This window comes from Hymenobacter sp. IS2118 (assembly GCF_000715495.1).
Taxonomy (GTDB): domain Bacteria; phylum Bacteroidota; class Bacteroidia; order Cytophagales; family Hymenobacteraceae; genus Hymenobacter.
The window spans coordinates 51789-64752 of record NZ_JNLX01000006.1; the positions used below are offsets into that span (position 1 = coordinate 51789).

General features: G+C 59.3%; 14 protein-coding genes. 6 read left to right on the top strand and 8 right to left on the bottom strand.

Features of this window, described 5'->3' with window-relative positions:
- Positions 1-36: 36 nt before the first annotated feature.
- Positions 37-1563 (bottom strand): hypothetical protein, encoded by a 1527-nt coding sequence (locus tag GM79_RS00495; protein ID WP_035557428.1) that lies wholly within the window; start codon positions 1561-1563, stop codon positions 37-39.
- 365 nt (positions 1564-1928) lie between these two features.
- Between GM79_RS00495 and GM79_RS24475 the strand changes: the two genes are divergently transcribed.
- The 6 genes from GM79_RS24475 (at position 1929) to GM79_RS26215 (ending at position 6699) form a co-directional block, all read left to right on the top strand.
- Positions 1929-2111, top strand: coding sequence for a hypothetical protein (locus tag GM79_RS24475; protein WP_152559747.1), 183 nt, complete (start codon positions 1929-1931; stop codon positions 2109-2111).
- A gap of 90 nt (positions 2112-2201) precedes the next feature.
- The gene (locus tag GM79_RS00500) at positions 2202-3950 is read left to right on the top strand and encodes an ABC transporter substrate-binding protein (RefSeq protein WP_035557432.1); all 1749 of its coding nucleotides are present in this window, start codon (positions 2202-2204) and stop codon (positions 3948-3950) included.
- 2 nt (positions 3951-3952) lie between these two features.
- Positions 3953-5020: an ABC transporter permease gene (locus GM79_RS00505; RefSeq protein WP_081867470.1), complete on the top strand. Its 1068-nt coding sequence runs from the start codon at positions 3953-3955 to the stop codon at positions 5018-5020.
- A complete protein-coding gene (locus tag GM79_RS00510; RefSeq protein ID WP_035557435.1) occupies positions 5008-5994 on the top strand; it encodes an ABC transporter permease in 987 nt (328 codons plus the stop codon). Before GM79_RS00505 ends, GM79_RS00510 begins: the two co-directional genes overlap by 13 nt.
- Positions 5995-6371: 377 nt before the next feature.
- Positions 6372-6551, top strand: a complete 180-nt coding sequence (locus tag GM79_RS24480) for a hypothetical protein (RefSeq protein WP_152559748.1) — start codon at positions 6372-6374, stop codon at positions 6549-6551.
- A gap of 13 nt (positions 6552-6564) precedes the next feature.
- Entirely contained in the window at positions 6565-6699 is a 135-nt protein-coding gene (locus GM79_RS26215) for a hypothetical protein (protein ID WP_262489427.1), read from the top strand.
- Positions 6700-6772: 73 nt separating this feature from the next.
- Here the strand turns inward: GM79_RS26215 and GM79_RS00515 are convergent, their stop codons facing one another.
- From GM79_RS00515 to GM79_RS00545, 7 genes are all read right to left on the bottom strand, one after another.
- Complete coding sequence (locus GM79_RS00515) at positions 6773-7672, bottom strand: SDR family oxidoreductase (RefSeq protein ID WP_035557438.1); 900 nt, start codon at positions 7670-7672, stop codon at positions 6773-6775.
- A gap of 94 nt (positions 7673-7766) precedes the next feature.
- Positions 7767-8423, bottom strand: coding sequence for a peptidylprolyl isomerase (locus GM79_RS00520; protein ID WP_035557441.1), 657 nt, complete (start codon positions 8421-8423; stop codon positions 7767-7769).
- 83 nt (positions 8424-8506) lie between these two features.
- The gene (gene hemC / locus GM79_RS00525; protein WP_035557443.1) at positions 8507-9433 is read right to left on the bottom strand and encodes a hydroxymethylbilane synthase; all 927 of its coding nucleotides are present in this window, start codon (positions 9431-9433) and stop codon (positions 8507-8509) included.
- A 109-nt stretch (positions 9434-9542) separates the two neighbouring features.
- Positions 9543-10679 (bottom strand): ATP-binding protein, encoded by a 1137-nt coding sequence (locus GM79_RS00530; RefSeq protein WP_035557446.1) that lies wholly within the window; start codon positions 10677-10679, stop codon positions 9543-9545.
- Positions 10680-10681: 2 nt separating this feature from the next.
- Positions 10682-11107, bottom strand: coding sequence for a hypothetical protein (locus GM79_RS00535; protein WP_035557449.1), 426 nt, complete (start codon positions 11105-11107; stop codon positions 10682-10684).
- Between the two features lie 7 nt (positions 11108-11114).
- Positions 11115-12323, bottom strand: a complete 1209-nt coding sequence (locus GM79_RS00540; RefSeq protein WP_035557452.1) for a GlmU family protein — start codon at positions 12321-12323, stop codon at positions 11115-11117.
- Positions 12324-12496: 173 nt separating this feature from the next.
- Positions 12497-12766 (bottom strand): type B 50S ribosomal protein L31, encoded by a 270-nt coding sequence (locus tag GM79_RS00545; RefSeq protein WP_035557454.1) that lies wholly within the window; start codon positions 12764-12766, stop codon positions 12497-12499.
- Positions 12767-12964: the final 198 nt, after the last annotated feature.

Below are 12964 nucleotides of genomic sequence, written 5' to 3' on the forward strand. Positions count from 1 at the left end.
TTGATTTTCAGCCATTATCTAACTGACAATCAACAACTAATCCACTTGGTCGCTGGCAACGGGCCGGCCGGCGCGCAGCAGGTCCAGCACCAGTGCCCACAGATGCTCGTAGGGAATGATTTCGACCTCGGCAAAAGCTTCGCCGGGCGGGGGCGTTTCCGAGAGCTGCTTCAGTAGCAGTGCCCCGCGCGCGGCGGCGGTGGCCGGCATAAAATTCTTGTCCACGAGCAGCTGCAACAGGCGCAGAAACAGCCGGCTGCGTAGCGTGGTGGGCTCAGTCAGATGCCGCTGCCGGTATTTGCGCAGGCGTTCCAACCGTAGGAGCGACTCCTCCAGGTTGCGCTCGCGCAGGAAATGCATGAGTTGTAGCACCAGAATGGACACGTTATGCCCGCGCTTGTCGCGGCTGTACTCGGGCATCTGTAGTGCCCAGCGGGCCGTTTGGCGCTGCTGGGTACTGGTGAGCCGTTGCGGAGGCAGCACAAATTCGACGTAGCCCCGATACAAGCCCCAGCGCTGCTGCGCCGCTTCCGGCTGATTTGGAAAGCCTGGATTCTGGGCAGTCATGGCTAGTATTTCCTGCGCCCGCTCGTATTGCTCGGCATGCAGCGCCAGCAGCACGTGGTGTTCCTGAAAGTAAAACCAGTTGTTGGACGAGGGGTAGAAATCGCGCAGATATTGCCCGGCCAGGCGCAGGCCCCGCACCGGCTGCCGGCTCCGCAGGTGCGCGTAAATCGTGACAAAGTGATTGAAGCGCAGGTCGAAGCGCCGGGCGTTCAGCTTGCCTTCGCGCAGGCGTTGCGAAGCCGCGCCGGCCACCCGAATCATTTCGACGTAGTTCCCTTGCAGCTCTTCGTAGGCCAGCCGCGCCCGGTACATCATATTGTAGGTCATGAAGCTGCGGGCGCGGCGGTGCAGCGCTTCCAGCTGCTCGATGCGGCTGGGCAGCACCAGCAACACGGCGCGGCGGGCGGCCACCGTGCCGTTCAGCGCAAGTTTCGTATCGGCATACAGCTGCTCGGCCTCATCTTCCAGGGCCAGCACTTGCTGGGCTTTCAGCAGCACTTTCACCATTTTGGCGTAGGCAATTGCCTGCCGCTGCTCCAGGTGCAGGGTGCGCAGCATGCGGGCGCATTGCACCACGTACTGCGTAAACTCTCCGGCTATGGCCAGGCTCAGGCAACGCTGTAACAGGCGCTCCGAAAGCTTGAAATCCCGCTCCAGATATAAGATAGTGGCCTTGTGCAGCTGGTCCAGGCACTCCAGCTCGTACCGGTTCGACACGAAGTGCCGGGGGTCCGAATGGTCCAGAAAATACAGCTGATTCAGCAGTTTGGCGCGCACCCGCGACTGCAGCTTCTGCAGGGCCCGCACATTGGTCGGCGTCGCTTTCGAGTAGAGCGCCTTCACCACTTGCAGCTGGGTGGCATCGGGCACCTTGGCGAGAAAGGCCACCAGCTGATTTTCCTTGCCCGACTGCTCCCCCCGCAAATCCAGGATGGGTAAAGATGCCAGACTGCGGGATGTCGCAATTTGCACCAGATTTGTAATCTCGTTCAACATAAAAACTAGCTATATGCTCATTATAGGCACTTCAACATGCAAGCAGGTGCGCCGAAGCCGTGTCGCAATTACGGCCAGTGTTTCCTTTTTTTCTTGCTTTCCCTGCCCAACCTTTGCATGTTCCGTAATTATGCTCATTTTGGCGACCAAATGTCGCAAATTGAGCATTTTATTTTTATCGCGTGAAAATGCAGGGCCGCTAAAACACCGACAGCGCCTTTCATAATTTTTCATATCATTTATTTTATAAATATCATGACCTAAGCACAAGTCGCTTTAAGGACAATAGTGTCCTTTTTTACGGGTAGAAGAGCCGTCACCTTTGTGTAAATCACACATTTGACTCACCTCTTATCCTCCGCGCCGTGCTAGACCTTGTCGCCTCCGTCCTGTTTCAACTCGCCGTCCTTTTCGCTGGCGGAACCCCCGAATCCACTTCCACGCAGACCAATTCCACTGCGCCTGAAACCCACACCGAAGTCAATAATGCTGGCGGCACCGGCGGCTGGACTGGCATTGCCGCTTCATCAAGCAATACTGGCGGCTGAGAAGGCCCCACCACGCCCCAAAATTCCCGACGTGCGGTTTCGTGTCTACCTTGCTTCGCTACCGTACCAGCGGCAGATTAGGAATACCGCATGAAGCCTCATTCTTTACCCTTTTTTCTGCTTTTTGCGGTAACTGCTCTCCTCGCGCAAAGCTGTGCTGCCCCCGCTGACAAGGACCCGGCCATCCGGGTGCGCTGGCCGAACGACCCCGAGTCGCTGAATCCGCTGCAACTGCCCAACCAACGCGCCGTTGATGCTGCCAATTTGCTGCATATCAGCTTACTACAAGGCGATTTTTCAACCGAAGCAATAGCACCTGCTTTGGCCGAAACCCTGCCTGCAATGGAACTCGTGGGCGATTCACTAACCCGGATTATGTACCGCATCCGCCCGGCCGCCACCTGGGACACGGGCCAGCCCGTACTGGCAACGGACGTTGCCTTCACCTTAAAGCTGATGTTTTGTCCGGGCGTACCAAACGAAGCGTCACGCCTTCAGTACGGGTTTATTCAACGCCTGATTCCGGACCCGCGCGACCCGCGCCGCTTTGTGCTCGAATGCCGCGGCCAGGCGGCAGAATACCTGCTGGCCTCGGGCGATTTTTTTATTCTGCCCGAAGCGGCGCTCGACCCTACGGGGGAATTACGCCGCTTCTCGTTGACTCAGCTGCAGCGCCGCGCCCCTGATGCCCCCGCTGCGGGGCTGGCCGCCGTGGCCCAACGCTACCGGGCCCTGCCCCCTGGCAAAGTACCAGGCTGCGGCCCGTATCAGTTAAAATCCTGGCAAAAAGACCGTTACCTGACATTCAGCCGCAAGCCTGACTGGTGGGGTCAACGCCTCCGGCCGCAGCCTTTAGTGTTGCAGGCGCGCTCTCCCAATCTCGCTTTCGTCATTATTCCAGATGCCAATACGGCAAGCCTGGCCCTGCAACGCGGCGACGTGGATATTTTTCCGCAAATACCCGCCCGGGAATTTGCGCGGCTGCGCAAGGCCGCGACTACAGCGCCGGGACTCTCTTTCAATTCAGTTCCCTCTTATGATGTGGTGGTGGCGGGCTTCAATACCCGGCAGCCCGCCCTTGCCGATGCCCTCACCCGCCGGGCCCTGAGCCATTGCTTCAATACGGCGGGCTTACTGCAAGCCACGCAGTTGGGCGACGGCCAGGCAACGGTTGGCATCATCAGCCCCCGGAGCCGCCAGAATTACAACGACAGCCTCACCCCGGTTGCCTTCGACCTGGCCAAGGCGGGGGCGCTGATGCGGCGGGCGGGCTGGCGGCGGGCGCCGGGCGCGGCGGGCGGCTGGACCCGGACCCGTACCGGCAGCAAGCAGCCCGACCAGCTGCGGCTAGCCCTGCGCTACCAGGCCGATGAGGCTACTTTTGCCACCATCGCGCTCCAGTTTAAGGCGGCGGCGGCCAGCCTGGGCATTGCCGTTACGCTGCTGCCCACCGAGGCGGGTTCTCTTAGTACTGCCCTGCGCACCAGCGATTTCGACATGTACGTGCGGATGCTCAGGGGCAATCCTTTCATGTTCAATTTCACGCCGCTCCTGCATTCGCGCGCGGTAGGCCAAAGCAACGTCACGGGCTACAGCGGGGCGGCCAGCGACCAGCTCATCGACGCCATCGCGGCGGCCGAAAACCCCGCACGGCGGGCGCAGCTGCTGCGGCAGTTCCAGGCCCTGATGCAGGCCGAAATGCCCTGGGTGCCCCTGTTTTTTCTGCCCACCCGCATTGCGGCCAGCCACCGGCTCACCGGCCTGAACGTCTCGGGCCTTAAACCAGGGTTTGCGCTCAACGCCGTGGAACGCTCGGCCCAACCCACTTCTACTCCTTAGCCATGGGAAGGCCGTTGCTGGGGCGCTTGTTGCGAACGGTACTGGCCGTGTGGGCCCTGGCCTCGGCGGTGTTTTTGCTGAGCCGTAACGACGCGAACACGGCCACCCTGCTGGCGCTGCCCGATTTTTCGGCATCAGTAATGGCCGGCAGCGGCAGCTCTACTGACTACGTCGCCGCACAACGGGTCGTTCAGCGCCGCCTGGGCCTCGACCTGCCTCTGTTTTACGCGAGTCGGCCGCATTCCTCGCCCACCAATACCCCGCGGTGGCACTGGAATGGCACTCAAAACCAGTACCATCGCTGGCTGATACGCCTGATGCGCGGCGATTTGGGTACTTCTTTTCGGACCGCGCAGCCCGTTGCCAACCGGCTGTACCAAGCACTGGGCTTCACGTTGCCGCTCACTGGCACGGCGGCGCTGCTGGCCGTGCTGGCGGCCCTGGCGCTAGCCCGGCGTCTGGCGGCAAAGCCCTGGTGGCAACAGCCCGTGCGGGCAGTTCTGGTTGCGGTGCATGCCCTGCCGCTGTTCGTGCTGGCCCTGCTGCTGCTGCTCACGTTTGCTAACCCCGCGGTAGTTGCCTGGTTCCCAGCCTACGGGCTCGACCAGCTGGCGACAACGGAGGCGGATAGCTGGAGCCGGACCCAAACGTACCTGCTACACCTGGTGCTACCGGTGACCGCGCTCACGCTCACAACTCTACCCGAACTCACCTTACAGCTCGACGCGGCCCTGGCCCAGGAGCTGCGCACCGATTATGCTACCACCGCCCGTGCAAAAGGCCTGGCGGAAGAGAACGTTATCCGGCGGCACGCCCTGCGCAACGCCTTGTTGCCCACCATCACCCAGGTGGCCGACCTCCTGCCCATCCTGGTGGCCGGGGCCCTGGTGGTAGAAGTCGTGTTTGCCCTGCCTGGGATGGGCCGGCTGCTGGCCGATGCGGCGGCGGGCCGCGACTACCCTGTGCTAGTGGGCGGGGTACTGCTGACGGGCGCAGCCCGCCTGCTGTCCCTGCTCCTGGCCGACTTTCTTTATTTCTGGGCCGACCCTCGCATCCGGTGGCAGTCCTGACCGCTGTTTCGTTCTCGTGGCCCCAAAAGCTAGCCGGGAGCTGGCTGGTGCTCCTCGTGCTCGGGGCGCTGCTTGCGCCCTATTTGCCACTCGCTTACCTGCCCAATGAGCCCGATTTGGCCCATGTAGCCGAAGCCCCGTTTGGTCGGGGCAGCGCGGGCTGGCATTGGCTGGGCACCGACTCCCAGGGGCGCGACGTGTTGAGTGTGCTGGTATTCGGGGCTCGTACGGCGGTGCTGCTCACGCTCCCAGCGGCCTTGCTTTCGGCCTTGATTGGGGCGCTGGCGGGCGGGGCCGCCGGCTTTTGGGGCAATAGCAGCCGGCTGGCAGTTCCTTATTGGTTGATGACCCTGGGCGGTCTGTGGTGGGCGCTTCAACTGCCGGTTCCGCTGTTGGGAGTGGCAGTGGCCGCACTGGGCACCGTGGCTGCCGGGCTGGCCTTCTGGCACCAACGGCCGTCGCCAACCTGGCCGGTTCCCATCAACGCAGTAGTGATGGGGGTGGCCACCACCCTGGATACGATTCCACGGCTGGTTCTGGTGGTTGCCATCGCCGCCGGCACGGGGGTTTCGACGGGGGGCCTGCTGGCCCTGATGACCCTGACGACCTGGCCACAGTCGGCCCGCCTGGTCCGGGCCCAGATGCTCCGAATCCGCATTTTACCTTTCATAGAGGCAGCCCGGGCTGCTGGCCTCCCACCCGGCAGAATCTGGCTGCACCACGCCTTGCCCCATGCCCTGCAACCCCTGAAAACGGCCTTACCGCTCAGCCTGGTGGGGCTACTGGGCCTGGAGAGCACTTTGTCCTTTCTGGGGATTGGCCTGCCACCCGACGTGGCGAGTTGGGGAGGGCTCATGGGCACCATCCGCGCCGAACCAACAGCTTGGTGGATATTCATATTCCCATCTACCTGCTTAATAACAAGCATATTATCGCTACTAGTCCTGGGCAAGAAAAGCCTTGTCTCCGTCTGATTTTTCAATAAATCCGCTGAAATCCAAGTAGTCGTAGTTGTCAGAATAATTCACCTGCCAAGCGTCGTTCAATGTCGCAAACGAGCTTTTTTCTCACACAAATTATCATCCTTTAAACCAAAAATAAATTAAAACAATACGTTGTTTTTCAATTACTTAATCCAAAAATAAGCAACTTGCGCATTTTTATTATATGACTAATCATTGTTTAACAATGCATTTTATTAATTAAAAACACGGTGCTTAAATGTCGCGCAGACTACAATAATGTCCTTTTTTGAGGCAAATCAGCGCCGTAACATTGTATCACATTTAGGCAGCCTGCTACCAAATCAGGGCGCCGCTACTGCTCTATGTATCTACTTACTTACCCTGCGTTGAGCCTTCCCTACCGCGTCACCGCAGCGAGCCGTAATGCTCAGCCCGTCAATGTTGGAATCGATTTCATCACCCCTGATGGGTTGGTTGTACCCTATGCTTTGGGGAAAGCAGCCTTGCAAAGCCACACCGCTATACTGGTGGGTGGGCTTTTAGCAGGATTTTTCCCTAAAAACTGACTTTCAAATAGTTATGCATTCGACTTGTCTTTCCCGCAAGGTTAAACATCTGTCTAACGCCGATTTACTGCCCATCGATAACTTCTTCTACCGCGTTCTATTCTACCACCAGCACTTCTTCTACCACCAACACTTCTTCTACCACTAGCTCTACCCTCACTCACGGTCTACCCCCGTTGAATTTAAACCCGCCGTCTATCCCGGCGGGTTTTTCATTGGCATTATTTGGTTTGGGTTCCAATTAGCGCGATGCCTTCGGCGAAGGTGTGCGGCTGATAACCAAGTTCTTGCCGGGCCTTATCGATGTAAAACCCGGTACGGGCCGGCCGCCGGGCGGGCTGCGAAAACGTATCGGCGGTTACTTTTTCAATCAGGGTTTTGTCGAGACCAAAGTAGTCGGCCACGCGTAGTGCCATGGCATAGGGCGTGAGCAATTCGTCGCTGCTGAGGTGGTAGATGCCTTGCGCAGCCTGCCGAGCCAGCAGCCAGCAGCCTTGCGCAAGGTCTTCGGCCAGGGTGGGCGTGCGCCACTGGTCGGCCACTACTTTAATGGATTTGCCGGCGCGCAGGGAGTCGCGCACCCATACCACGATATTGGTGCGGCCGTACTCGTGCGCCACGCCATACACCAGCACGGTGCGGGCAATGGCCCAGCGGCCGGCACTGGCCTGCACCAAGCGCTCAGCAGCCAGCTTGCTGTGGCCATAAAAATTCACTGGATTTGGCTCGGCCGTTTCCGTGAGTGGGCCGGCCGAGCCACTGAAAATAAAATCGGTGCTAAGGTGGGTGAGGTGAACCTTGTGCTCCGCGCAGGCGGCGACCAGGTGTGCTACCGCCGTCACGTTTTGCTCCCAACAGGCCGTTTGGTTTAGTTCGCACTCATCTACATTGGTCATGGCCGCCGTGTGGATGAGGTGGGTGGGCTGCTCTTGGGCCAGCACGGCCCGGACCTGCGCCGCGCTGGTTACATCAAGGGCCACAAAACGGACATCGGGGTAAAGCCCGGCCAGCTTGTTGGCGCCGCGCGACGTGGCCACTACTTCCACGCCCGCCTGCTGCCGCAGCAGGTCCACCAGCTTCTGGCCCAGCAGGCCATTGGAACCCGTGATGAGAATTTTCATTATTGGTAGTTGCTGGTTGTCAGTTGTCAGTTGTCAGGAAGGCTGTTTCAAAGCCACTGATAACCAGCAACTACCAACCGACAACTAACACCTGCTATTCGTATTTGTAGCCGTAGAGTTTGGTGATTTTTTTCCGCTTCAGCTTCTCAACCTTCATGGTCATTTTGGCATCGGTGTTGGGATGGTCGCGGCTATTGCGGGGCAAGGCGGCAATTTTGTCGATAACATCGAGGCCCTGAATGGCCTGCCCGTACACGGTGTACTGCCCGTCGAGACGATGGGTGCCGTCGTGGTTTTGCACCAGGTAAAACTGGCTGATGCTGCTGGCGCGCTGGGGATTGGCGAAGTCGCCTTGGCGGGCAGCGGCCAAGGCCCCGAAATTGTGCTGATGGCCCGGCCCCAGCTCGGCCGCAATCGTGCCATCGTCGGCCCGGCCCAGGCCGTCGTTGCTAGGGTCATCGTCTTTGGAGTTGATGTCGCCACCCTGAATCATGAAATCGGGAATTACGCGGTGGAACGAGGTGCCGTCGTAGAAACCACTTTTGGCTTTATTCAGAAAATTCGCCTTGTGCAAAGGCGTATCATCGAACAGGATAACGCGAATAACGCCCTGCGCGGTGGTGATGGTAACGACTTCGTCGCGGCTGCTTTTTTTGGCCGGTTTGGCGGGTTTATCGGCGGCAACAACAGTTCCCACGGCCCACAACCAAGTGAGTAGCAGCAACCCAAAACGATGAATAGATAATTTCATTGGGCAAAGAAAACAGGCAGGTTATAATATCACGAAAATACAGCGTCACGCTTGTTGCTGGCTAACAGCCGCAAACACGGGCGCTACCCGCGGTGCTCGCGAATGCTGGCCAGAATTTCGCGGCCGCCGCGGGCCAGCACCGCTTCGGCCACGGCCACGCCCAGGGCGTAGGCATCGGCCGCCGCCGCCAGTTGGATTTCTTCCACGTACTCCTCGCCGCTCAGGCTGATGAGGCCGCCGTGCAGGCGCACCACGCCGGCATCATCCAAAGTGGCCAATGCGAAGGACGGAATGCTGCACCCACCTTCCATAGTGTGCAGGAAGGCGCGCTCGGCCAGCAGGCAGGTGTGGGTGGCGGAGTGGTCGAGGGCCGCTTTAAGCTGCGCTTTGAGGTCCGGATTCAGGTCCGCCGCACATTCGATGGCGATGCTGCCCTGGCCGGTGGCGGGCACAAACTGCGCGCTGGGCAGCACGTGACGCACGAGGTGGTCGTAGCCCATGCGGTGCACGCCGGCATAGGCCAGCACCAGCGCATCGAACTGGCCTTCCTCCAGCTTGCGCAGGCGGGTCTGGAGGTTGCCGCGGGCCTCGGCCGTGGTGGCTTCGGGGTAGAAGCGACGTAGCTGGGCCTTGCGGCGGGTGCTGCTGGTACCCAGCACAATGCCGGGCTTCTCGAGCGAAAATTGCTCGTTGAAGCTCAGCACCACGTCGTTCACCTGCTCGCGCTCCAGAAAGGCCAGCAGCTCCAGGTCGGACGGAATGCTGCTTTGCACGTCTTTGGCCGAGTGCACGGCCAGGTGGGTTTCGCCCCGGCGCAGGCTCACTTCCAGCTCTTCGGTGAACACGCCTTTGGACCCGATTTTGGCCAGCGAACGGTCCTGCACGGCGTCGCCGATGGTTTGCATGGGTACGATTTCGGTGGCAAAACCGGCTTGCTGCAGCAAACTGGCCACGTGTTCCGTTTGCCAGAGGGCGAGGCGGCTGGCGCGCGTGGCGAGGCGAATAGTCATGCTAGAAGGGTTGAGTTTCGAGAGTTGAGGGTTGAGTTTTAAAGGCTGAGTTTTGAGTTTTAAGGGCTGAGGGTTGAGCACAGGTTCAAGACAACTCAACATTTAACACTCAAACCTTCAAAAATCCGCCCAGCCGCAGGGAGCTGTCCACGAACACCATTTTGGGGTTGGCGTTGCGTTCGATGTGGTAATGGGCGTCGGTCAGTTCTTTGGTCAGCAAATCGGCGTTGCGCGGCGTTACGAATTTGGCAAAGCCCGCCACAAATTGCTGTTCGCCACCAGCCAGATGCGGCACAAATTTAGGGTCGATGCCGAACAGCAGCACCTTGCGCAACAGGCCCAGAGAATAGGCCAACAGCTCTTTCTGGTTTTCGCGGCCCAGCTTCTGAAACTCTTCGCTTTTCTTGAGAATCTCGCCCGCCTTGCTGCCGTAGTTGAAGCACAGGCGCATCCAGTCGCGGAAAAACTCGAAGTAGTTGTGGTCGGCATTGGCCTCGCGGCTGGCGATGGCGGCGCCCAGGCTGCCGTCGGCCAGCTGGGCGAGCTGCCGGGCTTTGGCCTCGGGTACGTGGTGCCGGGCGTGCAAAAAACCGGCAATGTCGTCCTCCGAAAACGGGCGCACCACCACCGGCTGCACCCGGCTGATGATGGTGGGCAGCAGCTGCTCGGGCGCGTGGCTCACCAGCAGGAAAATAGTAGCAGGCGGCGGCTCTTCCAGCAGTTTCAGCAGCGCATTGGCGGCGGCCGGGTGCATGAGCTCGGGCAGCCAGAGAATCACGATTTTGAAGCGTGCCTCGAACGCCTTGAGCGACACCAGCTTCAGAATTTGCACCGCTTCGTCCTTACTAATGTTGCCCTGCTTGTTTTCGGCCCCAATGTGCTGCATCCAGTCGTTGAGGCCCTGGTAAGGGTTGTCGAGCACGAAGCTGCGCCACTCGGCCATAAACTTGCTGCTCACCGCGTCTTTGGCCACCGTTTTAGTGGTGGTCACGGGCACGATGAAGTTCAGGTCGGGATGGGCCAGCTTGGCGGTTTTGGTGCAGGCCGGGCAGTGGCCGCAGCTGTCGTCGGCATCGGCGGCGCGCGCCTCGCAGTTCAGGTACTGGGCGTAGGCCAGGGCCAGGGCCAGCGCCGCGCCGCCCTCGCTGCCCCGAAACAGCTGGGCGTGCGCCACGTGCTGCCGCCGCACCGACTGGCGCAGCAGGTCCTTCACGGCGGCTTGGTTGGGAATGTCGGTGAAGGTCATTATTAAGGCAGTAGGTCTAAACGCCAGTTTCCAACGGGCCGAATATCTCGCCAGTCCCAGTACGCCGCAAAGAATTCATCGTGCAGAAATCCCTGGTCTTCCCAGTCCGCCGGCTTATCGCCTAACATTACTTGGCTCCATCCACCTTGTTTGGGTTCAGTTGTTCCGTCTATCATGTTGAACAAGTCAAACACAACGCCGGCTGCACAATCGGCCAAAACTTTACGTAGCGCAGACCTTACCACAGCATTGCCTTGCAGGAGCTTCAGCGCCTCAGCTTCTTCGGGAGTAAACCCACCATTGGGCGGATAAGCTATTTCAACGCCTGCGCCTTTAAACAAAGAATTAGCGGAGTACGACGCATACTCTTCTACCGCTTGGTTGGCGGCGATGAGCAGGGTGCGCTGGTTTTCTTCTGAGAGCTGCATACCTGCTTTACTTGGCTTTTTCCCAGATTCTATCTCCCGCCGTGGCCTCAAACACGGTTTGCATGATGCCCTGCTCCACCGCGTCGTACGGCAGACTGCGCCGCGCCATCACCCGCTCGGCTACTTCGGCCACTTTAGGCAGCTTGAAGGTCTCAAAACCCGCCGGCCCGCCCCAGCTAAAGCTCGGAATGAACGTGCGCGGGAAGCCCGCCCCGAAAATATTGGCTCCCACGCCCACCACCGTGCCGGTGTTGAACATGGTGTTGATGCCGCATTTGCTGTGGTCGCCCATCATCAGGCCGCAAAACGTTTGGCCGGTATCTACGAAACGGCCGGCTACGTGGCTCCATATTTTGACGGGCGCGTAGTTGTTTTTGAGGTTCGACGTGTTGGTATCGGCTCCCAGGTTGCACCACTCGCCGATGACGGAGTTGCCCATGTAGCCGTCGTGGCCCTTGTTGCTGTAGCCCAGCAAAATGCTATTGCCCACTTCGCCACCCACTTTAGAAAAGGGCCCAACGGTATTGTCGCCGCGCATTTTGGCGCCGGCGTTGATGTGCGAGCCTTCGCACAGCGCCAGCGGACCTTTGATGATGGCGCCCTCGTGCACCTGCGAATTTTTACCCAGGTAAATGGGCCCGTCCTCGGCGTTGAGAATGGCCGCGCGGATTTTCACGCCGGGCTCGATGAAGATGTTTTCGGCGCCGTACATGATGGTGTGCGGGTCGTTCACGGGCTCCGAGGTGCGGCCTTTGGTCAGGAGGGCAAAGTCGCGGCGGATTTCGGCCCCATTGAACAGGAACAGCTGCCAGGGGCGCGTGATGACGACCACGGGCTCGGCCACCTGCCGGGTTTCGGGCAGGCCGTCCTGAATGAGTTCGGCCACGAGCGTGGCATCCGCGACGTGCGCCGCTACCAGCAGCTCATCGCAATACAGGGCCTGACCGGGCAGCAGCGCCTGTACCTGGCGCGTGAGCAAGTCGTCGGGGCACACGGCGCCGTTGATGAGCAGGGCCGGGCCGCTCACCTCGCCGGCCGGAAACTTGGCCTGCAAGTACGGCTGCGTGAGGTAGCCCACGGTGGTGGCGCCCAGCCGGTGCTGCCACTTCTCGGCCAGCGTCAGAATGCCGCAGCGCAACGCCGCCACGGGCCGCGTAAACGTGAAGGGCAACAAATGCGGCCGAATGGCCGGGTCATCAAAAAGCAGAACGCGCATCTTTTTTAAGCTAATAGCTAATAGCCGTCAGCTAATAGCTTCTTTTTAATAAGAGCCCAAAATTACAGTCTGTCCTTTTGGCAATGGACATAAAAAAACTCCTTCCGGGTTTGCCGAAAGGAGTTTTGAAAAGCTAACAGCTATCAGCTAGAGGCTAACAGCTGACGAAGAAGCTATTCTTTGTTGGCGCTGCTCTGCTCTTTCTTGGCGTAGCGGCTGCGGAATTTCTCCACGCGACCGGCCGTGTCGATAAACATGTTTTTGCCGGTGTAGAAGGGGTGCGAAGCGGAGCTAACTTCGATTTTCACCAGCGGATACGTTTTGCCGTCTTCCATCGTGATGGTGTCGGTCGGCTTCATCGTGGAACGGGTGATGAACTTAAAATCCGAGGAAGTGTCCTGAAACACGACTTCCTGATATTCGGGATGAGTCTCTTTTTTCATATCGGGGGCCAGTTTTACCAGTTGAACCCTGCCGATTTTGCGGAAGGGACTGCAAAAGTACAGCTTAGCTGGTACATACCCAACTAAGCAGCCAATATTTTCCTGTTTCCAGGTTTCGCCGATGGGTGTAGCTGAGCTTGTTGGCTTTCCGAAATGGTTGTACATTTGAATCCGACCCCCACTTGGGGGCGGTCCGCC